This window comes from Actinomadura formosensis NBRC 14204 (assembly GCF_001552155.1).
GTDB classification, from domain to species: domain Bacteria; phylum Actinomycetota; class Actinomycetes; order Streptosporangiales; family Streptosporangiaceae; genus Spirillospora; species Spirillospora formosensis.
The window spans coordinates 1-24,933 of record NZ_BCQQ01000107.1 but is presented as its reverse complement, the minus strand read 5'-3'; the positions used below and the strand labels follow the sequence as shown (position 1 = coordinate 24,933).

Here is a 24,933-nt window from a genome sequence, read left to right as displayed (position 1 = left end):
GAGCACGTGCCCGCGCTCCCCGCCCCACCGGAACCACCGACCGTCGCACACGATCACCTGCTCGCGACGTGCGCCCAGCGACGCCATGAGCGTTCTCCCGCGCATCTCCGCTCGGACACCTCGTTGTGTAAGCTGCGCCGCCAACTCCTCCAGCGATTTGCCCGTAATATCTGCCATGGGCCGGAACCACCTTCCGGTCAAGGGCTCGGCCAGCGGGGCAATCGCTGCGTCCGAGCCCGTCTTGTCCGGGGCATCGAGGATGCGCCCCTCCCATGGACACCTGAACACCGTTCCTGGGACGTCTAGGACGTTTTCGAGCTAGCGTTGAGAACGTCCTATCCGGCCCAGCAAAAGGGTGTATGTGTGACAAATGACGCGTTAAGACAGGCCATGGCAAACGCGAGACTGACAGAGAAGGAACTCGCTGAAGCCTGTCAAGTGGACATTAAGACCGTGGCACGGTGGGTGGCGGACGAAGATCGCACCCCCCACCCGCGTCACCGCTGGGCAGCTTCGGACGCCTTGGGAGTTGATGAGGGCATGCTGTGGCCTGACACCATCCGCAAAAACGTGAAGACCGGACCTGACCGCGAGGTCCTCGCGGTGTATCCCTACCGCTCCGCCTGCCCGAAGTCGGTGTGGCGCCGCCTCATAGGCGGAGCGAACAAGGAACTGACCTTCGCCGGCTACACCAACTACTTCCTATGGCTGGAGATCCCCAACCTTCGGGCCGTCCTCCGCCGGAAGGCCGAACACGGCTGCCGAGTCCGTTTCCTGATCGGAGATCCCGACAGCGACGTCACACGGCGTCGCGAGGAACTCGAATCCGTGCCGCTCACCGTAGGCACCCGGATCAAGATCACCATTGATGAACTGTCCAAGGTCATGAACGTGCCGGGCATCGAAGCCCGCTACGGGGACGATCACATTGCCATGAGCGTTTTCATCTTCGATGACGAGATGCTCGTGACTCCACATCTCGCGCACCTGGTGGGGCACGACTCCCCGATGCTTCACATACAACGCCAGCAGGAAGACGGGCTGTACGACCGATTTGCCTACCACGTCGCCGAACTCTGGAACGGCGGCCGCGCCATCGCAGAACTCGCCACCCAGTAGCGGCGGCCTTCGGTCCATTCGTTGTTCCGCTTGGCCAGGACGGCGCCGATCAGGCCGACGACGGCCTCGCTGTGCGAGAAAGTGCCAACGAGGCCGCCGAGGAGTCCGTTGCACGACCCGCAGGTGAAGAAGCTCCGCGTCAGCCCCGGCCGAGGACGCAGAACTCGTTGCCCTCCGGGTCGGCCAGAACCGTCCACGGCACGTCGCCCTGGCCGAGGTCGATGTCGGTGGCGCCGAGAGCCCGCAGCCGGGCCACCTCCGCCTCCTTGTCGTCAACGGGGTACGGCAGCAGGTCGAGATGCACGCGGTTCCACCATGTCCTCACGCCGGGCGTGCGAAGGAACTCCAGATACGGCCCGACACCCTCGGCCGAACGCAGCACCGCATGATCATCGGTCACCTCGTGCAGGGTCCAGTCGACCGCCTCGCCCCAGAACCGGACCATGGCCCGCGGATCCGCACAGTCGACCACCACCGCGGCGATCGGCCCGGTATCCCGGTAGATCTCCCGAGGCTCCAGCACACAGAACACGTTGCCCTCCGGGTCGGCCAGAACCGTCCATGGGACATCGCCCTGGCCCACATCCGCGGGCGTCGCACCGAGATCCTGTAGGCGCGCGACCAACTCCGCCTGATGGGCCGCCGAGGTGGTGGCGAGATCAAGGTGCACGCGGTACTTCACCGTTTCGGGGTCCGGGACGGTGACGACATCGACGCAGACGGCGACGGGGTCCGGCCAGACAAAGCCCACGGGTTCAACGTTGGTCACACCGGGTCCCTCGCTGGAAACACCCCAGCCGAGCACCTCCGCCCAGAACCGGCCGAGCGCCGAGTCATCCCGAGCCTTGAAATTCACCTGAACAAGTCGTAGCGCCACGCCAGCCGATCATAGGCCCAGGCGGATGAGAACCGCGCCCGCATTCGCCCGCCAAAGGCGGGTTCGTCGCCTGGGGTGAGGGCACGGCCGTTACTGCTGGTTGTCAGTCGGAGTGGCCATTGAGGCCGTGATGAGCGGCAGACCTGCGGGACATTGAGATCCTCCGCCTCATGGCCGGCCATGAGGCGGAGGATCTCAGGGCGTCCATGTGTGCGGATCTCCCGCTCAGGGACGCCGGGCGGTGGTCACACCCGGCTGAGGGGCCTGTCCGGCGCCGGAGAATTTCGGGCGCGCCTGCGGCCTTGTACTCCGGCGCCGGACGTCAGGGGGTCAGGCGCGGTAGGCGGCCCACTGGGCCTGCATGCGCTGGGCCTGACCAGGCGTGAACTCGTACATGCACGAGTCGTAGCTGTAGTCCATGAAGTTGTGGATGGGGTCGAGGCCCGGTGCGGGGCAGGTGTCGCTGCCGGTGGGGCAGCCGGAGGCGGGGCTCTGCTCGGCGGGTGTGTCGGCGACCTCGTCGCCGGCGCCGCTGCATCCGCCTTCGAACGTGTGGTACAGGCCCATCCAGTGGCCTACTTCGTGGGTGGCGGTGTCACCCTCGTTGTAGTTGGTGAGAGAGCCGCCCGGCAGGCTCTGGTAGTGCATGACGACGCCGTCTATCTCGGGCATGGAGCGGTAGCCGATGGGGAACGTGGCCCAGCCGAGGAGGCTGTTCCCCAGGTCGGCGGTGTAGATGTTGAGGTCCTGCGCGGTGCCCGTGTGCAGGGCGGTCTTCATTTCGCGCTCGTAGTACTGGGGGTCGGAGAACCACGCGTCGTTCTGCGTCCTTCTGATCTCCGCAAGGGTGAACGAGACACCACTGCCCGCGTAGGCGGAGTTGAGGACGTCCAACTGCTGCTGCAGCGTGGCGTCGGACACGTCGCCCCCGCTGCTGCCGTAGATGACGTGGAAGTGGACCCTCACATTGATGGCCGCGGCCGCGCGGACCTTCTTGATCTTGCGGAGGCGGTTGTGGAAGTCCTTCTCCATCGAGACGACCTTGGCGGCGCTCGGCTGGTTCGGTTCGGTGACGTGGGCACCGGCCCGGACGCGGGCCTGCGCGGGCTGGTCGGCGCACTTGGTGGACGGTGCGGCCAGGGTGGACGGTGCGGCCAGGGTGGACGGTGCGGCCAGGGTGGACGGCGCGGCCAGGGTGGCGGGGGCGGCGGGCGCGTACGCCGTGAAGGCGGCGGCCAGACCGAGGACGGTCGCGATTCCAGCGCGTTTCATGAAACTCCTTGGGGAGCGGCGCGAGCGGGGAGCGCGCGCAGTGGGAGCGGAGTCAACAGGGATCAAGAGTGGGGGTGGACATACGTCCTGTCTTTGGCAAAGTTGAACAAACGGGGGCGGGCAATGTTGAATACGGCGCCCTAGCGCGCGGCGTAGCGTGTCCGGCATGGACGTGACGGCCGAGACGGCGCGGGTGCTGGCGGAATTGCGCGCACAGACGGACCCGGTTCGGGCCGGAGCCGAGAAGCGCTATCTGAAGAGTGACTTCATTCACATCGGGGTGCCCGTCCCGGTGTTGCGCAAGGTCGCTCTGTCGACGGTGAAGGCCACGCCCACGCGGGATGAACTGCTCGCCCTCGCTGAGACCCTCTGGGACGTGACCGACGAGGGCGTTCCCGTGCACGAGGCCCGCATGGCCGCGGTGGAAGTGCTGGTTAAGCGAGTCGCCCTGCTGGAGCCTCGCGACCTGGGGCCGGCCGAACGGTTCGTCCGTGATTCGGTGAGCTGGGTCTACGTCGACCCTCTCGCGGAAAAGGTCGTCGGCGGACTGGTCGTCAGGCACCCGGAGCTGGCAACGGTGTTGGACGCATGGGTCACCGACCCCTACATGTGGATACGGCGTACAGCCGTCCTGGCTCTGCTTCCGGGCGTCAGGGCGGGGAACCCGGATCTGGAGAGAATCGGCCGGTTCGGGGACGTGCTGCTAGGGGAGCGCGAGTTCTTCATCCGCAAGGCTCTCGGATGGGTCCTCCGTGAGCTGGCCAAGAAGGACCCGTTCTGGGTGGTGCAGTGGGTCGAGCCTCGTCTCGCCACCCTCTCGGGCGTGACACTCCGCGAGGCCGTCCGCCGCCTCCCGGCCGCGGAGGCCGCTCGGCTCCGCAAGCCGCCGTCCTAGGCGCGGTAGGCCTTCCACACATTGTGGATACGGGTGCCCTGACCGGCGGTGAAGGACGTCATGCACGTGTCGTAGGAGTAGTCCATGTAGTTGTGGATCGGGTCGTCCCCAGGGGAGGGGCAGGTGTCCTTACCGGACGGGCAGCCGTCCGAGGGATCGCGCTCGGCGGGGGTGTCGGCGACCCGGTCGCCCTTGTTGCTGCAGCCGTCCTGGAACGTGTGGTAGAGCCCGAGCCAGTGCCCCACCTCGTGGGTGGCACTGAAGCCCTTGTTGAAGTGCTCTATGGAGCCGCCCGGCATGCTGCCGTAGTGGATGGTCACACCGTCCATCTCGGGGTCGGTCTTGTACTTCCAGGGAAACGTCGCCCAGCCGAGCAGATCCCCGCCCATGTAAGTGCTGTAGATGTTCAGCGTGCCCTTGCCGCCCTTGTGCAGCATCGGCTTGTAGGTGCCCTCGTACCGTTCAGGATCCTGGAACCAGGCCGCGTTGTCGGAACGGGTGATCCCGCGAAGTGCGAAGGAGACGCGGGTGTTCGCGCCTCCGTTGTGTCCGCCGTAGGACGCGTTCATCGTGCTGATCTGGCGCATGATCTCCGTCGTGGACACGTCGCCCTTCGCCCCGTCGTGAAGCACGTGGAAGTAGACGGGAACGGTGATCCGAGGCGCGGAACGGAGGCCGGCGCCGTCCGTCAGGCCGCTCAGAGGCTGGGCCAGACCGTCCAGGATCTGGTCGAGGTCCAGTTCCACGGTCGCGGCCTGCGCGGAGGTCAGGTCGTTGCGCTCCTGGCCCTGGCCCCCCGTCCGTAGCCGTGCCTCTGGCCGTGCGCAGCCGTCCACGCGCCCACGCGAGGCGGACGGCCCGGACGCTGCGGACGGTACGGCGGGGGCGAGGGCGGCTGCGAACAGAACGGTGGCGGCGAGCAGCTTCACGGCACTCCTCGGGTGGTCGCTTGCGGATGGGAACCATGCGGACACAGAGTGTGGTCAAGACCTATCAGAGTGAAATGCCACCGCGAGGGGGATCGCGGTAAATGCATGCCGTCCGTTATCGGCCAACCGCAGTGTGTGATGATCGGGGGTCGAGGTGCGGCGCATCGGTGCAGGCAAGCGGGCCCGTAGACTGGAGACCCCTTCCCGGCCGTGCGAAAGGCTCAGTTGGTGGTCGCAGACCAGTCCTTTGACACCGTTCTCGTCGTCGACTTCGGCGCGCAGTATGCGCAGCTGATCGCGCGGCGGGTCCGTGAATGCCATGTGTTCAGCGAGATCGTCCCGTCCACCATGCCGGCGGCGGAGATGCTCGCCAAGCGGCCGAAGGCGATCATCCTGTCGGGCGGGCCCGCATCGGTGTACGAGAAGGGCGCCCCGGGCGCGCCGGACGGCCTGTTCGACTTGGGCGTCCCCATGTTCGGCATCTGCTACGGCCACCAGGTGATGGCGCAGGCCCTGGGCGGCACGGTCGAGAACTCCGATGTCGCCGAGTACGGTGGCGCGACCGTCTCCGTCGCGTCCCCGGGCATGCTGTTCGCCGGGCTGCCGCATGAGCAGGCGGTGTGGATGTCCCACCGCGACTACGTCAGCCGCGCCCCGTCCGGCTTCACGGTGACGGCGAGCACCGACGTCACGCCGGTCGCCGGCATGGAGGACCTGGAACGCGGCTTCTTCGGCGTCCAGTTCCACCCGGAGGTGCTCCACACCGAGCACGGCATGGAGATCCTCCGGCGGTTCCTGTACGAGGGCGCGGGATGCCGTCCGAACTGGACGATGGTGAACATCGCGGACGAGTCGATCGAGGCCGTCCGGCAGCGGGTGGGGGAGAAGCGGGCGATCTGCGCGCTGTCGGGCGGGGTGGACTCGGCCGTCGCCGCCGCCCTCGTCCAGCGGGCCATCGGCGACCAGCTGACCTGCGTGTTCGTGGACCATGGGCTGCTGCGCAAGGGCGAGCCGGAACAGGTCGAAAAGGACTTCGTCGCCGCCACCGGTGTGAACCTGCACGTCGTGGACGCACAGGACCGTTTCCTCGCCGCCCTCGACGGGGTCACCGATCCCGAGGAGAAGCGCAAGATCATCGGCCGTGAGTTCATCCGGGTCTTCGAGGAGGCGGCCCGGGAGATCGTCGGCGACAGCGCCGAACCGGTCGAATTCCTCGTCCAGGGCACCCTCTACCCGGACGTGGTCGAATCGGGCGGCGGCACCGGCGCGGCCAACATCAAGTCGCACCACAACGTCGGCGGCCTCCCGGAAGACCTCCAGTTCAAGCTCGTCGAACCGCTGCGGAGCCTGTTCAAGGACGAGGTCCGTGCGCTCGGTGAGCAGCTCGGCCTGCCGTCCGAAATCGTGTGGCGGCAGCCGTTCCCCGGCCCCGGCCTCGGTATCCGCATCATCGGCGCCGTCACGCGTGACCGCCTGGACATCCTCCGCGACGCCGACGCCATCGCCCGTGAGGAGCTCACCCGCGCCGGTCTCGACCGCGACATCTGGCAGTTCCCCGTGGTGCTGTTGGCGGATGTCCGGTCCGTGGGCGTGCAGGGTGACTCCCGTACGTACGGGCACCCGATCGTCCTGCGTCCGGTCACCAGCGAGGACGCGATGACGGCCGACTGGGCGAAGCTCCCCTACGACGTCCTGCAGCGGATCTCCACCCGCATCACCAACGAGGTCCGCGAGATCAACCGCGTCACGGTCGACATCACGTCCAAGCCCCCGGGCACCATCGAGTGGGAGTGACCCACAGAGCCTGAGGCCCGAGCGCGATCCGCGCTCGGGCCTCGGATTGTGCGCGGGTCAGACGGTGGCGGGGGCCAGTGCGGCCTCGGCGTCCAGCGTCGCGGCGGCCGCGTTGACGACGGCGGCGATCCGCAGTGCCTCCTGGATGAGCTCCCGCGACAGGCCGCCCTCACGGACGACCTTCTCGTGCGACTCCAGGCACTGTCCGCAGCCGTTGATCGCGGACACGGCGAGGCACCACAGCTCGAAGTCGACCTTGTCCACGCCCGGCCTGCCGATGATCGACATCCGCAGCCTGGCGGGCAGTGTCGCGTACGTCTCGTCCCCGATCAGGTGGGTGGCGCGGTAGTACACGTTGTTCATCGCCATGATCGACGCGGCGCCCTTGGCCGCCTGGAACGCCTCGGCGGACAGGTAGCCGCCCGCCTCCTCGGCCAGCTCCCGGATGACGGTGGCGCTCCGGGTGGCGAGGGCGCAGGCCAGGACCGTCCCCCACAGCTGCTGCTCGGTGAGCTGGGAGGTGGTGGTCAGCGAACCGAGGTTGAGCTTGGTGTCCTTGGCGTAGCCCGGAAGGGCGCTCTTCAGCGCGTCAACGCTCATGGTCATGCGTCCTTTCGTGCGAACGGCCGGCCGCCGTCGGCGGCCGGCCGTGAACGAGCTCGGCGGATCAGGCGCCGGCCATCAGCTTGGCGGCGTCGAGGGTGTCCTCGCCCTTGTTCCAGTTGCAGGGGCACAGTTCGTCGCTCTGCAGCGCGTCCAGGACCCGCAGGACCTCCTTGACGTTCCGGCCGACGGAACCAGCGGTCACCATGGCGAACTGGATCTCGTTGTTGGGGTCGACGATGAACGTCGCGCGCTGCGCCACGCCGTCCTCGGTGAGGATGCCGAGGGCCTCGGACAGCTCGCGGTTGAGGTCGGACAGCATCGGGAACGGGAGCTCGCGCAGGTCCGGGTGGTCCTTGCGCCACGCGAAGTGGACGAACTCGTTGTCGACGGACGCACCGAGCACCTGCGCGTCGCGGTCGGCGAACTCCTCGTTGAGCCGGCCGAACTCGGCGATCTCGGTGGGACAGACGAACGTGAAGTCCTTCGGCCAGAAGAACACGACCCGCCACTTGCCCTCGTAGGACTTGTGGTTGATCGTCTCGAACGCGTTCTCGGCGTCCAGCGAGACGCAGGCGGTGAGCTCGTACTCGGGGAACTGGTCACCGACAGTAAGCACGCATGCTCCTTCATCTTGAGAAAGGGTCGCCTCCACTCTGAGGAGGCCCAGGGGCCGCAGGGTTGCACCCTCGGCGGCCGATGTCACTCAGCGTGCCGCAGCTCACCCGAAAAGAGAAATCGATATATCCCAATGATGTGATAGGGGATGCCTATCAATCCCAGGAGAAGCCCATTGACCTGCGGCGAAGCAGAGCATCGAACCAGATGTCCGCGCGTCGATTTGGTGTAAATCACATTGAGGTGCCCAAAAGGTACATTGCTCTCCGTGGCGAGCCAGTGTAGAGCGCGGCGCGCCGAACGTACACCAAGCGACGAAAGCCTCACAGCGGACTCCCGGCCCACCTCCCCGCGCCCGAGTCCACCGGTGAACCGGCCAGCGCCCTGAACCCGCACCTGGGCTGTCCGACCTGCGGGGATCGCAAACTGTGGTGAAGGCCACTGGCGATGACCTGTGGAGCGTCACGATCTGTGACCGGAGTTGGGTAACGTTCAGGTCAAGATGGCGATCAGCAGACCGACGGTGGCTCAGCTGCGGGCGTTCCTGGCACTCGCGGAGAACCTGCATTTCCGGGACGCCGCCGCCGCGCTGCGCATGAGCCAGCCCGCCCTGTCCGGGGCGGTGGCCGCGCTGGAGGAGACCCTCGACACCCGGCTCGTGGAGCGGACGACACGGAAAGTCCTGCTGACACCGGCGGGGGAGCGGGTCGCGCGGCGCGCAGAGGTCGTCCTGGCGGAACTGGAGCGGCTGGTAGACGAGGTCAAGGCCGTCCGGGGGCCGCTCGTGGGGCCGCTCAGGGTGGGGGTGATCCCGACCGTTGCGCCGTATCTGCTGCCCATCGTCCTGCCGAGGCTCGCCAAGGAGTTCCCCGAGCTGGAACTGTCGGTACATGAGGAGCAGACCGAGCACCTCGTCACGGAGTTGCTCGCCGGCCGGCTGGACGTCGTGCTCCTGGCGCTGCCCGTGCCCGCGGCCGGCGTGACGGAGATCCCCCTGTACGACGAGGACTTCGTGCTCGTCGCGCCCGCCGGGTTCGACCTCGGCGGCGCGGAGATACCGCGCGAGGTCCTGAACAACCTGGACGTCCTCCTCCTCAACCAGGGCCACTGCCTGCGCGACCAGGCACTGGAGGTCTGCCGGGACGTGGGCGCGCGGGCCGCCGCGGCGACCTACGCGACGAGCCTGGCGACGCTGGTCCAGCTCGTGTCGGGCGGGCTCGGCGTGACGCTCGTGCCGGAGACCGCGCTGCCGGTGGAGACGCGCCGGGCGCCGAACCTCGGCCTGCACCGGTTCGCGGCGCCCGCGCCGTTCCGCAGGATCGGGCTCGGGTTCCGGTCGACGTGCCCGCGCGTGGAGGAGTTCCAGACGCTGGCGGAGAGCGTCGCCGTCGCCGTCGCCGACTCCGGCGTCGCCCCTGGCATCCGCGCCGTCCGAACCTAACGCGCCGGTAAAACGCGGCCGGGCAAGGTCAAGTCTGCGTCAGGGGACGGCCCGGCCATGGCGATGTGCGTTCGTGCGGTGGCGTGTCGTCATCATGATCGGTGGGGCGAGGAGGAGGCCCCATGTCCCCGAAGCTCAGCGTGGTCGTGCCGTTCCACAACACCGAGGAGTACCTCCGGGAATGCCTGGAGTCGCTCGCCGGTCAGGCCCTGCGCGACCTTGAGGTGATCCTGGTGGACGACGGGTCCGCCGACAACGGCGCCGTGATCGCGAAGGAGATGTGCGCCCGCGACCAGCGGTTCCACCTGCTCACACGAGAGCACGAGGGCCCGGGACCGGCCCGTGACGCGGGGGTGCGGCAGGCGAAGGGCGACTACCTGGCCTTCGCCGATGCCGACGACGTCGTGGAGCGGGACGCCTATGCGCGGCTGGTCGGCTCCCTTGACCGGACGGGCTCCGACATCGCGTCCGGCAACGTCGAGCACATGGACGCCGACCGCAAATGGCAGTCGCCTCTGCATGACGGTGTGTTCACGGAGCCGTGCTCGGGGACGCGTGTGTTGTCCAAGCCGGTGCTGGTGCGCGACGGCACGCCGTGGAACAAGGTGTATCGGCGTGGGTTCTGGGACAAGACCGGCCTCGAATTTCCCACGGGCTACTACGAGGGGCCTCCTGTCGCGGTGCGCGCGTACGCGCTGGCTCGTTCCGTGGACGTCCTGAGTGAGACGGTCTACTACCGGCGTAAGCAGCCGGGGTCCACCACAGAGGACCCTTATGACTGGGACAACATCAGCCGGCGCATGGCGTCCGCGGGTGTAGTGCGGGACGGTCTGGCCGACTACGCACCGCGTCTGCTGAACGCCTACGACGAGCATGTCCTGATTCCGGTGGAGCTTCACGCCCTGTTCGAGGCGCTTCCCAGGACGCGGGACGAGCACCGCGACGAACTCGTCGCGGTCGGCGCGGACCTGGCCGCCCGGATCGGCCCCCGCGTGCTGAAGCGCCGGCCCGCGATGACGCGGCTGCAACTGCACCTGCTCCGCCGGCGGATGCTGCCGGAGCTGCTGGAGGTCCTGCGGTTCGTCCAGTCGGGGAAGGCGGTGGACGCGCCGAGGGTCCGGCGCGGCCTGCGGCGTCGCTGGTATGCGGAGTTCCCGTTCTTCGAGGACGAGGAGCGGGCCGTTCCGGCGCACGTGTACGACGTGACCGACGAGCTGGAGCCGGTCGCGGCGATCGACCGGGTGACCTGGGTGGACGGGCGGCTCCGCATCGAGGGCCACGCCTACGTCCGGCACCTGGACTCCTCTACCGGGGACGGGTCCCGCATCCGGCTGCGGCTGAGGGCGGCGAACCGGCGCGGGATGCTGCGCGTCCCGGTCCGCCGGGTCCGCAGGCCGGATGTGACCGCCCGGTCGGGGCAGTCGGTGGTCTCCTACGACTGGTCCGGCTTCGTCGCGGAGATCGACCCGTCCACGCTGAAGACGCTCGGACGCTGGCGGGACGCCGACTGGGTCCCCCACGCGAAGATCGTCAACCGGGGGCTGCGGCGCCGCGCGACGTTCGCGAACCCGCGGCTCACCGGGCGGCGGTGGCCGGACGACCGGGAGTGCGCGCCGGGCGTCCTCGTGCAGGGCGTCGCGGCCCGGGACGGGTTCGTGGTGCAGGTGCGGCGGACGCCCGCGGCGGTCGTCCGGTGCCGTCTGGAGGACGGTGAGCTGTGCCTGGACGGCTGGAGCCGTGCCCCGCTCGGCGATGAGCCGCGCATCACCGCGACGCCGAAGACGGGCCGGGCGACGGTGACCGGCCCGGTCGAAAGGATCGAGGGCGAGGAGGGCGAGGCGGCCCGGGGCGAGGGGATGCGGGCCAGGCTGCCCGTGGCGGGGCTGGCCCGGTGCCAGGGCGAGTGGGAGATCAGCCTGCCGGGCGGCGTGCAGCCGTACCTGGACGCGGCCGCGGCCGGCACCGCGTTCCGCGTCCCCGGCGGCGAGCTGGAGATCGCCAGGACGCGGCGGAGCACCCTGCGGATCGTCGCGCGCGGACGGGCGCTCATCGTGGACGGGGTCTCCTGGTCGGACGACGGAGCCCTGCACCTGGCGGGAACATGCACCGACCGTGTTGGACAGCCTGATTCACTGACGCTCCGACGACGACGTTCCTGCGAGGAGCACATCGTCAGGTTGGTCTGGGAAGGTGACCGTTTCACCGCGAAGTTCGCTCCCGCGCGCATGTCTGTGCTCGGCCTGTCCCGTCCCTTGGTCGCCGGCCGATGGGACGTGCTCACGACCATCGGCGGGCAGGAACAACCCGTCGTCGTCAGGCGCCACACCCTCCGCGACCTGCCCGAGCCTTTCGAAGCGGGCTTGCATCTCGTCACCGTCCATGCGCAGAAGACCGACCAACTGGTGCTGCGGATCGAGACAGCACTGGACGACGACGAGTGTGGAGCCTATGCGCAGAGCCAGCTGCGGTCCGGGCACTACCGGCGCCACCTCAGCCTTCCCGTGCGCGACCTCGCCGTGTTCGACTCCTACGGAGGACGCCAATACTCGTGCAACCCGCGCGGCATCTATGAGGAGCTTCGACGGCGCGGAACCGACCTGGAGTGCGTGTGGGTCACCGAGAACGGTCAGTTCGGCAGACCGCCGGGCGCCCGGACCGTTCTCGCCGGTACGCGGGAGTACTACGAGGCGCTCGCCCACGCGCGCTATGTCTTCGGCAACTGGTCGCAGCCGGAATGGTTCACCAAACGCAATTACCAGACGTACGTGCAGTGCTGGCATGGGACGCCGCTGAAGAAGCTGGGGCGCGACGTCGAGCAGATGCCCTGCAAACGCACCGAGGACGTCGACTGGATGGAGCACGACGTTCCGCAGTGGGATCTCCTCCTCGCGCAGAACGACTTCTCCGTGCCGCTGTTCCGGCAGGCGTTCGGCTACGAGGGGGACGTCCTCGAAAGCGGCTACCCCCGCAACGACGCCCTGAGCAGCCCGCACCGGGACGAGATCGCGGCGGCGGTCAGGCGGCGGCTCGGCATCCCCAAGGGCAAGCGGGTCGTCCTGTACGCGCCGACGTGGCGCGACGACCTGCACCACGCCATCGGAGAGCGCGCGTTCCGCCTCGAACTCGACATCGACCGGTTCAGGGCGGTGCTGGGCCGTGACCAGGTCCTGCTTCTGCGCACGCACCATTTCGTCACCGACCGGCCGAAGCCGCGGGCGGGCGACTGCGTCATGGACGTGTCCGTCTACCCCGACATCTCCGAACTGTTCCTCATCAGCGACGTGCTCGTCACGGACTACTCGTCGGCCATGTTCGACTTCGCCGTCACCGGCCGTCCAATGGTGTTCTTCACCTATGACCTGGAGCGTTACCGCGACCATGTGCGCGGTTTCTACTTCGACTTCGAGGCGGAGGCCCCCGGGCCGCTGCTGAGCACGTCGCAGGAGGTCATCGACGCGTTGCGCGAGCCGGACGTGCTGGCGGACGGATTCCGGGACGCGCGCGCCGCGTTCGCCGCCCGGTACTGCCCGCACGACGACGGCCACGCCGCCGCCCGCGTCCTCGACCGGGTCCTCCACGACGTTCACTGAATCCCATCGGCGCGGCGAAGAGCCCCGCTCGAACCCCCATCACGGAGTCACTCGTGTCCCCGCACATCAGTCCCACGCACATCAGCATCGTCGTCCCGTTCCGCGACACCGGCGACCGCCTCACCGAGTGCCTGGAGTCGCTCGCCGGGCAGACCTTGCGCGATATCGAGGTGCTCATGGTGGACGACGGGCCGGACGATGGCGGCGGGGTCGTCGCCAAGGAGTTCGCCGGGCGCGACGGCCGCTTCACGCTGCTCCAGCCGAGCCCCGGCACAACGGCCGCCGACGCCGGCGTGGAACAGGCCAAGGGCAGGTATCTGGCCTTCGTGGCCGGTGAGGACGTGCTCCCGCCCTACGCCTACGAGCTGATGGTCGGCACTCTGGACTCGACCGGATCGGACTTCGCCGGCGGCAACGTCATGTGCCTGGACGGCGAACAGGTGCGGCAGTCACCGCCGCACAGCGAGCCCTACGCGATGACCAGGAAGTCGACGCACGTCATCCATCACCCGGCTCTCCTACGGGACAGGACGCTCTGGAACAAGGTTTTCCGGCGCTCCTTCTGGGACGCACACCGGTTCGAGTTGGGGGAGGACAAGGACGTCCTGGTCGCCGTGCAGGCGCAGCTCTGGGCCTCCGCCGTGGACGTCCTGGACACGCCCGTCTACTTTCGGCGCGACCGTCCGGGGACGGCCACGCGCCCCCGTCCCGAACCGGCCGACATCATTCGCCGGATGGCGACCCTGGCAGCCGTGCGGGAGTGCGTCCACGACCATGCGCCGGAGCTTCTCGCCGTCCACGACATGTACGCGCTCGACATGGATGTGCACGAGCTGATGCTCGCCTTGCCCGCTGCCACACTGGAGGAATGCGGACGGCTGGTCGAGCTGGGCGCGGAGGCCGTCACCGCCGCCGGCCGGTCATGTACTGCGGGGCTGGAGGCGATCAGGCGCCTTGAGCTGCACCTGCTCGGCCAAAGGAGGGTGCCCGAACTGCTGGAGGTGCTCCGCTTCGAGGAGGACGGGCTTCTCCGGGACGTCCCGATCGTGTCCAGGGGGCGCCTCCGTCCGCGCTGGTACGCCGGCTACCCCTTCTTTGGGGAGACCGGACGCGGCATCCCCGAGGACGTGTACGACGTCACCGACGAGATCGACCTACAGGCCGATGTCGACCGTGTCGAATGGGAGGTCGACACCCTCATCATCGAAGGGCACGCTCACTTCGACCGGTTCGACGTGTCCGCGGTGACCGACTCCCGGATCAGGGTCTGGATGCGGGATGCGAAGACGGGCAAAGAGGTCCGGCTGCCGGTGAAACGGGTCCGCCAGCCGGAGGTCACGGCAAGGTCCGGACAGGCGAACGTCTCCTACGACTGGTCGGGATTCATCGTGCGAGTGGAGCCCGAATACCTGCTGGACGGCGGCGGATGGCGGACGGCCACCTACGAGCTGTTCGCCGAGGTGACCACGGCGGGACACAGGGCGGTGCGGAGACTGACCGCCATGGCTCCGGCCGTGCGCTGGACGGAGGCGCGCCAGGTGGACGAGCACGTGGCCGTCCAGCCGGCGGCCGGTGACGACGACGTGTTCGCCATCCACGTCAAACGGGCCAAGGCCGTCCTCCTCCGGATCCACCGCGACGGGGACGTGCTCGAACTGGCCGGCTGGACGCGACGTGCCCTCGGCACGGACGCCGCCGTGGTCGCGTCCCGCCGGCACGGGGGACAGGAGGTCCACGGCGAGGTGACGCTGCGCCAGTCGGCCGTCATGCGCATGGCGGAGGGCACCGGGTTCGACTTCACGGCGAGGCTCCCGCTGACGTCGCTGACCTCCGCCCCCGACGGCCCCGCGCCCTATCGGACGCACCTGCGGGACGCCATCGACTGGGACATCCGGCTGACCGGCGAGGGCGGCCCGCTGCGGGTCACCGTCGCGAGCGACGTCGAGCCCGTCCGGTACGTCCTGCCCGTCACGAACCCGCCGGCGGGTGCCGGACCCGTCCGGGAGGTCGCCCTCATGCGGACGGCGTTCGGCAATCTGCGCGCCGTCGAGCGCACGGCCCGCCCGGTCGTCAGGACCGCCGCATGGGACGTGAGCGGCCTCCTCACCCTCAACGGTGACTTCGCCGATCCGCAGGACCGGCCAGACCACTTCCTCTTGCGCCGGCGACGCTCGGGCGACGAACACCGCATCCCCGTCACGTGGGAGGAGCACCGCTTCACCGCCGCGTTCACGCCCGCCGCGATGGCCGTGTTCGGAACGGACCTGCCGCTCAGCAGCGGAACATGGGATGTGCTGGCGCACATGCGTTCCGGGGAAGTGGCGGTGGTCGTCGAACGTGAGGCGATCCCCGGCCTGCCCGGCCGGCGACGCGTCGGCACCCACGAATTCGAGATCGGCGTACACCAGGTCGACGCGCTGACGCTGCGCAGCCGTCCCGCCTTGGGCGACGACGAGCGAGGAAGACGCGCACAAGCACTGCTCCAGCAGCGGGACTACCCCGCCTATCTGCGAAGCCCACTGTCGGACCTCGTCGTCTTCGACAGCTACGGCGGCACCCAATACAGCTGCAGCCCCAAGGCCATCTATAAAGAACTCGTCCTCCGCAATCCGGACCTGGAATGCGTGTGGGTCACCCAGGACAACCAGTTCGTGGTCGAGGGGAAGGCCAGGACCGTCCTGGCGGGAAGCCGCGAGCACTACCGCGTCCTCGCGGGGGCTCGGCACATCATCACCAACCATGGGCTTCCACCCTGGTACCTCAAGCGTGACGGCCAGACCTACGTCCAGACATGGCACGGCACCCCGCTGAAGCGTCTCGGCTACGACCTTCGGGACATGCCGTACCAGCGCACAGGACGCATGGACTGGGTGGACTGGACGGAGCGGGAGGTGCCGCGATGGGATCTGCTGCTGTCCCCGAGCCCGTACGCGACCCGGCTCATGCGTCGCGCGTTCTGCTACGAGGGGGAGATCCTGGAGGCGGGATATCCGCGCAACGACGTCCTCAGTCCCCCCGAATGGGAGAACGTCGAGTCCCGTGTACGCAAGGGCCTAGGTATCCCCGACGGCAAGAAGGTCGTCCTCTACGCACCCACATGGCGGGACGACCGGCGCCACGGCCCCGGCAGGCAGGGCTTCTCCCTGGAACTCGACATCGAGACCATGCGGCAGGCCCTGGGCGACGACCACGTCCTTCTACTGCGGGCCCATCACCTCGTCACCGACCGGGCTCCTACGGCGACGGACGATTTCCTCCTGGACGTGTCCCGTTACCCCGACATCGCCGAGCTCTACATGGTGGCCGATGTCCTCGTCACGGACTACTCGTCCGCCATGTTCGACTACGCCGTCCTAGGCCGCCCCATCGTCCTCTACACCTACGACCTGGAGCGTTACCGCGACCATATGCGCGGCCTCTACTTCGACCTCGAGGCGGAGGCTCCGGGACCGGTCGTGACGACGTCGGCGGAGGTCGCCAGGGAGGTCAGGGCGGCACCCGACAGTGAACGGCGCTACGCCGACGCCTACGACCGGTTCTTCGTGAAGTACTGCCCGCACGACGACGGCCGGGCCGCGGCCAGGGTCGTCGACCGCCTCCTCGGGGAGACCTGAGCGTCAGCCGGGGCGGCGGGCCCGCGCGAACAGCCACACGCCCGGCCATCCGCGCACCGGCAGCCGCCGCTCCAGCGCCGCCGACCGGCGCAGCACCTCGTTGGCGAGCGGATGCAGCGGTGCCAGGTCCTCGCACCGGGCCGTCCGGTGCCTGAGCCCGCGCAGGAGCGGACGGAGCAGGACGCCCCTGCTCCACACCGCCTCCAGCACCAGCCCGGCGCCCTCGACCAGCTCCACGAGCCCCCGGCGGGTGTAACGGCGGACGCGGCCGAGCGCCACGTCGTGCGCCGACCACAGCGCCATGTCGTACGGCACGGACACCAGCGCGGTCCCGCCCGGACGCAACACCCGCGCGATCTCCGCCGCCGCCCGCGCGTCGTCCTCGATGTGCTCCAGGACGTCCAGTGCCAGCGCCAGGTCGTACTCGCACGGCGGAAGCGGCAGATAGCGCGCGTCGCCCTCGTACGCCTCGACGCCGTGCGCGCGCGCCAGCGCCACCGCGGCCGGGCTCAGGTCGATCCCTGTCGCGCGCCAGCCGTGCTCGGCCAGCACCCGGCAGCCCGCCCCGGACGCCGCGCCGATGTCGACGGCCGTGCCCGGCGCGCCGAACCGCCGCAGCTCCGCGGACAGGATCTTCCGCCGCTCGCGGTACCACCAGTTGTCGTTCTCGATCCGCGTGATCCGCTGAAGCTCGATGGTGTCCACGTGGACAAGCCGACGGCATCGGCGGTGGCCCGTTCCACCGTTGTCGCCGACCCCGGACGGATCATTGACCCGCGCTTGACCCCGCCGGGTGCCCGTGCTCCCGGCGCGCCGATGTCAGCGGTTACGGCGCCGCCGGACGAGGAAGCGGATGACCAGCAGCAGCGCGACCAGGCCGCCGATGACCGGGACGGCCCGCTTGGCGATCGACGGACCCGCGATCTCCAGCAGGTCGATCGCCTCCTCCTCCCGCGCCACCCGCAGCGGCCGCTCCGGCCGCGCCGGTGCCGCCTCGGCCTCCACCGGGCCGGGCTTTCCGGCGGGCTCCTCGGGCAGCGCGGCCGCGGCCCCGGACTCGGCCGCCGCCTCGGGCTCGGCCGCCTCCGCCGGGCTCTCCGCGGGCTCGGCCGGGCGCTCGGCGGCCTCGGCCGGGTGCTCGGTCGGCTCGGCGGGGCGCTCGGCGGGCTCGGCAGGGGCGGTGGCCGAGACGGCCGGGGCGGTCTCGCCGGGCGACTCCAGTTCGGCCGCCAGCGCGTTCGCGAACCGCGTGATGATCTTCGCGCCGACCTCGGACAGGATGTTGCGGCCGAACTGCGCCGGCCGCCCCGTCACGTTCAGCTTCGTGTGGACGGCCACCCGCGTCGTGCCGTCCTCGGCGTTCAGCCGCGCCTGGACGGTCGCCGCCGCCGTGCCGGAGCCGCGGGCCTCCTTCGCGGACGCCTCCAGCGTCAGCACCCGGGCCGCCTCGTCGGCCGAGACGATCCGCGCGGTGCCGCGGTAGGTGATGGTCATGGCGCCGACCTTCACCTTCATTCGTCCCGAGTACTCCTCGCCCTCGACGGAGTCGAGCGTCGCGCCCGGCATGCAGCCCGCGACCCGCTCCACGTCGAGCAGCACCGACCAGGCCTGATCCACCGGCACGGGGACGGTGAAATCGTGGTCGAGCTCCATGATCAAAGTCCTTATCGTCCGGAGAACTTGCCCGCGACATTACGGCGGCGGGTCATCCCGCCGCCAGTAGGGCCCGGTCCAGCTTGTCCAAAGCGCGGTTCACGGGGCGGGTACCCCGCGGCGGCGCGATCATGCGGCCGGACGCCGATCCCGGAATCCGGCCGCATGATCATGTCATCCCGCCGCGGCGGTCAGCGCCCGCGCGGTGAGCACCGTCGCCAGATGCGCCCGGTATTCCGATGATCCGTGCAGGTCGGTGGGCGGTTCGGTGCCCGCCGGCGCCTGCGCGGCGGCGGCCCGGATCGCGTCCTGCGACGCCGGCCCGCCCCTGATCGCGGTCTCGACCGCGCCGGCCCGCACGGGGGCCGGCCCCATGTTGGTCAGCGCGACACGCGCGTCCTCGATCCCGTCGCCATCGCGGCGGACGGCGCACGCGACACCGACGATCGCCCACGCCTGCGCCGTCCGATGGAACTTCTCGTAGTGCACGCCCCAGCCCGCGCCCAGTTTCGGGACGCGGACGCCCACGAGCAGCTCGTCCGGCTCCATCGCCGACGTCATCCAGTCGACGAAGAACTCCGAAGCGGGGATCTCCCGATCGCCGCGCGTGGACCGGACGAGGAACACCGCGTCCAGCGCCGACGCGACCGCCGGGAGGTCGCCCGCCGGATCGGCGTGCGCCAGGGAGCCGCCGAACGTGCCGCGGTGCCGCACGGCCGGGTCGGCGACCGTCTGCGTGGCCTGCGCGATCAGCGGAAGGTGCGCGCGCACCAGCGGGTCGCGGATCACCTGGTGGTGCGTCGCCATCGCGCCGATGACGATCGCGTCGCCGGTGTCGCGGATCTCCCGGAGCCCCTCGATGCGGTCCAGGTCGATCAGCGCGTCCGGGACGGCGAGCCGGAGCCGCAGCAGCGGCATCAGGCTCTGCCCGCCGGCCAGGACCTTCGCGTCCTCGCCCGCGTCGGACAGCGCCCGCACGGCGTCGTCCAGCGAGGCGGGCCGCACATAGTCGAACGTCGCGGGGATCACTGGTCACCTCCGGCCGAGCCGAGCCCGCCGCCCGCGCCCGGTTCGGTCGCCGCCGGCCTGGATTCCGCGCGCAGCGCGCGCCAGACGCGTTCGGGCGTGCACGGCATCGGCACGTCCGTGACGCCGTGCGGGCGCAGCGCGTCCACGATCGCGTTGACGACCGCGGGGGTCGAGGCGATCGTGCCCGCCTCGCCGACGCCCTTCACGCCCATCGGGTTGGACGTCGCGGGCGTCTCGGTGCGGTCGGTCGTGAACGTCGGCAGGTCCATCGCCGACGGGATCAGGTAGTCGGCCATGGTCGTCGTCGTGAGGTTGCCCTCCGCGTCGTACACGGCCTCCTCGTAGAGGGCCTGGGCGATGCCCTGCGCCAGCCCGCCGTGGACCTGGCCCTCCACGATGAGCGGGTTGACGACCTTGCCGACGTCGTCCACCGCCACGTACTTGCGGATCTTCACCATGCCCGTCTCTGTGTCGACCTCGGCGGCGCACAGGTGCGTGCCATGCGGGAAGGAGAAGTTCTCCGGGTCGAACGTGACTTCGGAGTCCAGCGAGGGTTCGATGCCGTCCGGCAGGTCGTGCGCCAAGAACGCGGCCAGCGCGACCTCCTGCAGCGTCTTGCCCTCCTGCTCGACACCGCGGACGCTGAACCGTCCGCCGGTGAACTCAAGGTCCTGCTCGGACGCCTCCAGTAGATGCGCGGCGACCTTGCGGGCCTTGTCGACGACCTTCTCGCAGGCGGAGAACAACGCGACCCCGCCCACGGCCAGTGAACGGGAACCGTAGGTGTCCATGCCCTTGTGCGAGATCGCCGTGTCGCCGTGCAGGACCTTCACGTCCTCGAACGGGACCCCGAGCCTGTCGGCGGTGATCTGCGCCCAAGCCGTCTCGTGGCCCTGCCCATGCGCGGACGCACCGGTGATCACCTCGATCTTGCCGGAGGCCAGAACGCGCACGGACGCGTGCTCCCAGCCACCGGCGCCGTATGACAGCGAGCCCAGCACACGCGACGGTGCCAGACCGCACATCTCGGTGAACGTCGATACGCCGATGCCCAGTTGCACCGGGTCCTGGCGCTCCCGCCGGTCGGCCTGTTCGGCGCGCAGCTTGTCGTACCCGAACAGTTCGAGGGCCTTGTCCGTCGCCGCCTCGTAGTTGCCGGAGTCGTAGGTGAGGCCCGCGATCGTCTCGTACGGGAACTCCTCATGCTTGATCCAGTTGCGGCGCCTGACCTCGATGGGGTCGATGTCCAGTTCGGCGGCCAGCTCGTCCATCATCCGCTCGATCGCGAACGTGGCCTCCGGACGGCCCGCGCCCCGGTACGCGTCCGTGGGCACCTTCGTCGTGAAGACGCCCGTGCAGGTGAACGACAGCGCGTCCATCTTGTAGATGCCGTTGAACATGAACGCGCCCAGCAGCGGGATGCCGGGTGTGACCAGCATGAGGTATGCCCCCATGTCGGCCAGCAGGTCCACCTTCAGGCCACGGATACGGCCGTCCCGCTCTGCCGCGAGCGTGAGCCGCTGTATCTGGTCGCGTCCGTGGTGGACGGTCATGTTGCCTTCGCTGCGCGTCTCCGTCCACTTGACGGGGCGGCCTAGCCTGCGGGCCAGCAGCAGCGCGAGGACTTCCTCCCCGTACACCTGCAGCTTGGAGCCGAAGCCGCCGCCGACGTCCGGTGCGACGACCCTGATCCGGTGCTCGGGGATTCCGGTGACCATGGCCAGCATCAGCCGCAGGATGTGCGGAATCTGCGTGGCCGAGTACAGCGTGAACTCGTCCCCCTCGGGCACGCACAGAACCGACCGCGGTTCCATCGCCGTGGGGATGAGCCTCTGCTGGACGTAGCGGCGCTCGATGACGACCGGTGCGTCCCTCATCGCGGCGTCGAGATCCCCGTTCTCGAACACCCACGTGTAGGACTTGTTCGTCCCGAGGTCATCGTGGACGAGGTCGGCGCCCTCGGCCAGTGCCGCCTCCATGTCCACGACCGCGGGCAGCGGCTCATAGTCGACGTCGATCTCTTCCAAGGCGTCCACGGCCGCGGCCTTGTCACGGTCCACGACGCACGCGACCGGCTCACCGACGTAGCGCACCTCGTTCACCGCCATGGGCGGATGGTCGGGGTGTTTCATGTCTTCGGTCACGACCCACGCGCACGGCAGCGCCCCCTGCTCCTCGGCGAGGTCCCGGCCGCTGAACACGGCGACGACACCGGGGCTCTTCTTGGCCTGCGAGGTGTCGACACCCGTGATCCGGGCGTGTGCGTGGGGGCTGCGCAGGAACGCCACGTGCAGCGTCCCCGCCGGTGTCATGTTGTCGGTCCACCGCGTCCGCCCGGTGATGAGCCGGGCGTCCTCCGACCGCTTCCGCGGGCTGCCGACCTCCTGCGTGGTCACGGCGTCACCTCCCGCCCGGCGGGCTCGCGCATCTCGCTCGCCGCCCGCCGGACCGCCTTGACGATGTTCTGGTAGCCGGTGCACCGGCACAGGTTGCCTTCCAGCCCCTCCCGGACCTCCTCCTCGGACGGGTCCGGGTTCTCCCGCAGCAGATCGAGCGACGCCATGATCATGCCGGGCGTGCAGTAGCCGCACTGGAGCGCGTGCTCCTCGTGGAAGGCCCGCTGCATGGGATGCGTGGTGCCGTCGACGCCGAGCCCCTCGACGGTCGTCACGTCACGGCCGTCCGCCTGGACGGCGAGCACGGAGCAGCTCTTCACGCTCATCCCGTCCAGCAGGACGGTGCAGGCTCCGCAGTTGCTGGTGTCGCACCCGACCGGGGTCCCGACCTTCCCCAGCCGTTCGCGCAGATAGTGGACGAGAAGGAGGCGAGGTTCGACGTCGTCCTCATACGTCGCACCGTCGACCTCGACACGGATACGTGGCATGCGTTTCTCCCGGGGACGTCTTGGGGTGGACTTGGAAGAGACGTCCCCCGGGCGGGGCTCGCTGGTCCGGCCACGTCATCGGGGCCACCTCCGAGGCAGGCGACCCTACGAACCTATGCCGGGGGGTGAATCCCGTACTAGTCCCCGACGTCGCTTATTTACCGATGTCTGGGAGAAGGATGGCCGCCGGCCGAGAGGCGATGAGCTGGGGTTTCGGGTAGAGGGGCGTTATGTTCCTGTCCTCCTCGTCTCGACTTGGATGTCTGGGGTCACTGATCGTCACCCTGATCCTCAGCGGGATCGTGTACGTGCTCATCAGCCGCTGATCCGCCATGATCAGCTTGACAACCCTCGGTCACCGGTGTCTGCTTGGAGCGTGACCGAGCGCGTGTCGACCGACAGCCCCGTGGCCCTGCGCCGCGCGGCCAGCGCGCTGTGTCCTTCGTGTTGTCGCTGAACCCGTTCATTCCGGCCGACACCCGTACACGAAGGACTTTCTTCCGTGGACCTCTCCGTGGTTCCCGATCTCACCATGCGCGGCCAGGACGATCCGCACGGCCGCACCGCCACCGTCCGCCCGCCGACCGCCGGGCAGCTCGCCGCCCGTATCCGCGACCTGGCCGGACGTCCCGACGAATGGTGGCGGCTCGTCCGGTTCGACGGCGACCGCCCCCGGGACGTCCCGCTGGACGACACCACCTGGCTCACCACCTGGCCACCCGGGCACGGCGGTACGGTCCACGGCCGGGTCAGCACCCTGGTCGCCGGTGAGCTGGCGGTGGTGACGCTCACCGAGCGCGGCGTCACCGAACGCCCGCTGCGCGCCAACCGCGTCCGCGTGCACGGCGGCCCGCAGGCACTGACGAACCCCGGCCCGGCCTTCGCGGTCAGCCTGCACGCGGGTGGGCCCGTCCCCGAGACCGCCCGTCCCTGAGACCGCCCGTCCCTGAGACCGGCCGTCCGGTCTCAGCGGGGCTGGTCGCCGAGGTAGCCGGCGGCGGCCTCCCGGCCGATGAGGGGGAGCAGCGCGAAGTAGGTGAGAGACGGCAGCAGCGAGGGAAGCTCCTCCGCCTCGCCCGTCTCCATCTGGACGTGGATCGCGCTGTAGATGCCGCCCACGATCGCGTCCACCACGGCGACCGGTATCGGCGGCGGGGACGGGCCGGTGAAGAAACCGCGGAACCTGGTCAGGTTGTCGATCCGCGCCTGCCGCACCTGCGGGCCCGCCGCGTTCACCTCCACCAGCGACACCCGCGCGAACCGGGGCTCGCGGGCGAGCGCGGCGAGCAGCGTGCGCAGTGCCGCGTGGATCCCGTCCGGCCAGTCGGGGGCCGCCTCGTGCGCCTCCGTCATACGGCGGAGCAGGATGTCCATGCCGCGCTGGTAGGCGGCGAGGAAGCACTCGTCCAGATCGGTGAAGTGCGCGTAGAACGTCTTCTTCGTGACGCCCGCGCCCGAGGTGACCCGGCTGATCGTCGTGTGCGCGAACCCCCGGTCGGAGACGACCTGGACGAACGCGTCGATCAGCCGTTCCCGCTGGATGCCGGCGACGGTCTCGGGGGAGAGACCGTGCCGTCCGGGCTTGATGGCGCGGCCCGGGTCCAGCGCGGAACGGGAGCCGGGCAGCACGTCGGTGCATCCCGCTTCCGGCGTCCTAGTGTGCCCTGACATCGAACCCCACTCCGTCACCAGCCGTCGAGATCACACTACTTCCCGCTCCGGGTGTCCGGGAGGCAGGCGGGGCCGGTCGGGAGCGCGGTCAGCGCAGGTGGCGGCGGCGGGAGCGGGTCAGCACCCGGACGGTCCCGACGAGGCCGAGCCCGATCAGCACCACCGGCGCCAGGATCGTCGCGGACAGGACGCCTCCGTCCGACAGGCCGTCCGCGAGGAACAGGCCCGCGAGGGCGAGGAAGAACAGCCCGGCCACCGGGCCGGCGGGGTCGAACCGGTAGCGCCCGGACACGTTCTTCTCTGCCGCGTTTCTCCTAGCCATGGTGCACGTCCACGTCTCCGACCTTGCCACGTATCCGCAGTTCGATCACGGGTGGGTCGCCGCCCGGTCGCTCCGGTTCGAGAACCCGGATGACCCTGGCGTTCGGCCCGCTCGTCGTCCGGTGTCGGATGCGCAGGTCGCCGAGGGCGATCTTCGCGTCCACCAGCACGCGGGCCGCCGGCGGCACCGTCACCTCCAGCCCGCCGAGCGCCACCCGCGCGTCGATCGTGACGCGCTGGCCGGGGGACAGCGGGAGGGCGGTGAGATCCAGATCGCCCTGGCCGACGCCGATCTTGTAGGTCTGGTTCGTCTGCGAGACGTCGGTCGGGTGCCAGTCGACCTCCCCGTACTCGGCGTTGCGCGGCGCGTCGCCCGTGACGGAGGTGGTCAGCATCGCGAGCGTCAGCACGGTGCCGGCCGTCGCGAGGCCGCGCGACCGGAACCAGCCGCCGAGGACGAGGCCCAGCCCGATGACCGCGAGCGCGGGCGCCATGACGATCAGCCAGGAGTCCGGCGCGGGGCGGGACGCCGCGACGGGGATCATCGCCGCGCCGGCCGCCATCGCCGCCATCAGCGTGAGCGCGGCGACCGGCGACCCGCCGCGCTCGCGGGGCGCCGCGGG

The 24,933-nt window shown here is 69.7% G+C and carries 19 protein-coding genes and 1 pseudogene; 7 read left to right on the top strand and 13 right to left on the bottom strand.

Annotated features, from left to right (window positions below; translation table 11 throughout):
• Positions 1-363 precede the first annotated feature (363 nt).
• On the top strand, positions 364-1,119 hold the full coding sequence (locus AF1_RS24255; protein WP_084263282.1) for a transcriptional regulator: 756 nt from the start codon (positions 364-366) through the stop codon (positions 1,117-1,119).
• A 139-nt stretch (positions 1,120-1,258) separates the two neighbouring features.
• On the opposite strand, the gene AF1_RS24250 is transcribed toward AF1_RS24255, so the two are convergent.
• Both AF1_RS24250 and AF1_RS24245 read right to left on the bottom strand, forming a co-directional pair.
• Positions 1,259-1,975: a VOC family protein gene (locus AF1_RS24250; protein ID WP_242608878.1), complete on the bottom strand. Its 717-nt coding sequence runs from the start codon at positions 1,973-1,975 to the stop codon at positions 1,259-1,261.
• A gap of 351 nt (positions 1,976-2,326) precedes the next feature.
• Positions 2,327-3,268 (bottom strand): zinc metalloprotease, encoded by a 942-nt coding sequence (locus AF1_RS24245; RefSeq protein WP_084263281.1) that lies wholly within the window; start codon positions 3,266-3,268, stop codon positions 2,327-2,329.
• 166 nt (positions 3,269-3,434) lie between these two features.
• Between AF1_RS24245 and AF1_RS24240 the strand changes: the two genes are divergently transcribed.
• Positions 3,435-4,163 carry a DNA alkylation repair protein gene (locus AF1_RS24240; RefSeq protein ID WP_131732728.1) on the top strand — a complete coding sequence of 243 codons (729 nt, stop codon included), beginning with the start codon at positions 3,435-3,437 and terminating at the stop codon, positions 4,161-4,163.
• Here the strand turns inward: AF1_RS24240 and AF1_RS24235 are convergent.
• A complete protein-coding gene (locus AF1_RS24235; protein ID WP_067803718.1) occupies positions 4,160-5,092 on the bottom strand; it encodes a zinc metalloprotease in 933 nt (310 codons plus the stop codon). The two genes, AF1_RS24240 and AF1_RS24235, sit on opposite strands and share 4 nt — an antisense overlap.
• A gap of 228 nt (positions 5,093-5,320) precedes the next feature.
• Between AF1_RS24235 and guaA the strand changes: the two genes are divergently transcribed.
• Positions 5,321-6,886 carry a glutamine-hydrolyzing GMP synthase gene (guaA, locus tag AF1_RS24230; RefSeq protein WP_174548889.1) on the top strand — a complete coding sequence of 522 codons (1,566 nt, stop codon included), beginning with the start codon at positions 5,321-5,323 and terminating at the stop codon, positions 6,884-6,886.
• A 57-nt stretch (positions 6,887-6,943) separates the two neighbouring features.
• On the opposite strand, the gene AF1_RS24225 is transcribed toward guaA, so the two are convergent.
• Both AF1_RS24225 and AF1_RS24220 read right to left on the bottom strand, forming a co-directional pair.
• Positions 6,944-7,486 carry a carboxymuconolactone decarboxylase family protein gene (locus AF1_RS24225; protein WP_067803734.1) on the bottom strand — a complete coding sequence of 181 codons (543 nt, stop codon included), beginning with the start codon at positions 7,484-7,486 and terminating at the stop codon, positions 6,944-6,946.
• Positions 7,487-7,553: 67 nt separating this feature from the next.
• Complete coding sequence (locus tag AF1_RS24220; RefSeq protein ID WP_067803712.1) at positions 7,554-8,108, bottom strand: peroxiredoxin; 555 nt, start codon at positions 8,106-8,108, stop codon at positions 7,554-7,556.
• Positions 8,109-8,609: 501 nt separating this feature from the next.
• Here AF1_RS24220 and AF1_RS24215 point away from each other — a divergent pair.
• From AF1_RS24215 to AF1_RS24205, 3 genes are all read left to right on the top strand, one after another.
• Positions 8,610-9,548, top strand: a complete 939-nt coding sequence (locus tag AF1_RS24215; RefSeq protein ID WP_067803709.1) for a hydrogen peroxide-inducible genes activator — start codon at positions 8,610-8,612, stop codon at positions 9,546-9,548.
• A 122-nt stretch (positions 9,549-9,670) separates the two neighbouring features.
• Positions 9,671-13,138 carry a bifunctional glycosyltransferase/CDP-glycerol:glycerophosphate glycerophosphotransferase gene (locus AF1_RS24210; RefSeq protein ID WP_067803706.1) on the top strand — a complete coding sequence of 1,156 codons (3,468 nt, stop codon included), beginning with the start codon at positions 9,671-9,673 and terminating at the stop codon, positions 13,136-13,138.
• Positions 13,139-13,191: 53 nt separating this feature from the next.
• Complete coding sequence (locus AF1_RS24205; protein WP_067803704.1) at positions 13,192-16,752, top strand: bifunctional glycosyltransferase/CDP-glycerol:glycerophosphate glycerophosphotransferase; 3,561 nt, start codon at positions 13,192-13,194, stop codon at positions 16,750-16,752.
• A gap of 3 nt (positions 16,753-16,755) precedes the next feature.
• On the opposite strand, the gene AF1_RS24200 is transcribed toward AF1_RS24205, so the two are convergent.
• The 5 genes from AF1_RS24200 to AF1_RS24180 form a co-directional block, all read right to left on the bottom strand.
• A complete protein-coding gene (locus AF1_RS24200; protein ID WP_067803701.1) occupies positions 16,756-17,457 on the bottom strand; it encodes a class I SAM-dependent methyltransferase in 702 nt (233 codons plus the stop codon).
• 114 nt (positions 17,458-17,571) lie between these two features.
• Positions 17,572-18,405, bottom strand: a complete 834-nt coding sequence (locus AF1_RS24195) for an SRPBCC family protein (RefSeq protein ID WP_067803698.1) — start codon at positions 18,403-18,405, stop codon at positions 17,572-17,574.
• A gap of 174 nt (positions 18,406-18,579) precedes the next feature.
• Entirely contained in the window at positions 18,580-19,434 is an 855-nt protein-coding gene (locus AF1_RS24190; protein WP_067803695.1) for an FAD binding domain-containing protein, read from the bottom strand.
• Positions 19,431-21,830: a xanthine dehydrogenase family protein molybdopterin-binding subunit gene (locus AF1_RS24185; protein WP_067803693.1), complete on the bottom strand. Its 2,400-nt coding sequence runs from the start codon at positions 21,828-21,830 to the stop codon at positions 19,431-19,433. The genes AF1_RS24190 and AF1_RS24185 overlap by 4 nt, the downstream gene beginning before the upstream one ends.
• Entirely contained in the window at positions 21,827-22,318 is a 492-nt protein-coding gene (locus tag AF1_RS24180) for a (2Fe-2S)-binding protein (protein WP_067803689.1), read from the bottom strand. Before AF1_RS24180 ends, AF1_RS24185 begins: the two co-directional genes overlap by 4 nt.
• A gap of 502 nt (positions 22,319-22,820) precedes the next feature.
• Between AF1_RS24180 and AF1_RS24175 the strand changes: the two genes are divergently transcribed.
• Positions 22,821-23,252, top strand: a complete 432-nt coding sequence (locus AF1_RS24175; RefSeq protein ID WP_084263279.1) for a cupin domain-containing protein — start codon at positions 22,821-22,823, stop codon at positions 23,250-23,252.
• Between the two features lie 32 nt (positions 23,253-23,284).
• Here AF1_RS24175 and AF1_RS24170 read toward each other — a convergent pair whose 3' ends face one another.
• The 3 genes and pseudogenes from AF1_RS24170 to AF1_RS24160 all read right to left on the bottom strand — a co-directional run.
• Positions 23,285-23,989, bottom strand: a complete 705-nt coding sequence (locus AF1_RS24170) for a TetR/AcrR family transcriptional regulator (RefSeq protein WP_067803686.1) — start codon at positions 23,987-23,989, stop codon at positions 23,285-23,287.
• Between the two features lie 88 nt (positions 23,990-24,077).
• A complete protein-coding gene (locus tag AF1_RS24165; protein ID WP_131732727.1) occupies positions 24,078-24,311 on the bottom strand; it encodes a hypothetical protein in 234 nt (77 codons plus the stop codon).
• Positions 24,304-24,933: pseudogene (locus AF1_RS24160) on the bottom strand (LiaF domain-containing protein); the annotation flags it as partial. The gene AF1_RS24165 and the pseudogene AF1_RS24160, both read right to left, overlap by 8 nt.

Coding starts and splice junctions, on each gene's coding strand:
- AF1_RS24195 (WP_067803698.1), bottom strand. CDS start 18,405: ATGGAGCTCGACCACGATTTCACCGTCCCCGTGCCGGTGGATCAGGCC.
- AF1_RS24180 (WP_067803689.1), bottom strand. CDS start 22,318: ATGCCACGTATCCGTGTCGAGGTCGACGGTGCGACGTATGAGGACGAC.
- AF1_RS24165 (WP_131732727.1), bottom strand. CDS start 24,311: ATGGCTAGGAGAAACGCGGCAGAGAAGAACGTGTCCGGGCGCTACCGG.
- AF1_RS24210 (WP_067803706.1), top strand. CDS start 9,671: ATGTCCCCGAAGCTCAGCGTGGTCGTGCCGTTCCACAACACCGAGGAG.
- AF1_RS24225 (WP_067803734.1), bottom strand. CDS start 7,486: ATGAGCGTTGACGCGCTGAAGAGCGCCCTTCCGGGCTACGCCAAGGAC.
- AF1_RS24245 (WP_084263281.1), bottom strand. CDS start 3,268: ATGAAACGCGCTGGAATCGCGACCGTCCTCGGTCTGGCCGCCGCCTTC.
- AF1_RS24240 (WP_131732728.1), top strand. CDS start 3,435: ATGGACGTGACGGCCGAGACGGCGCGGGTGCTGGCGGAATTGCGCGCA.
- AF1_RS24170 (WP_067803686.1), bottom strand. CDS start 23,989: ATGTCAGGGCACACTAGGACGCCGGAAGCGGGATGCACCGACGTGCTG.
- AF1_RS24215 (WP_067803709.1), top strand. CDS start 8,610: ATGGCGATCAGCAGACCGACGGTGGCTCAGCTGCGGGCGTTCCTGGCA.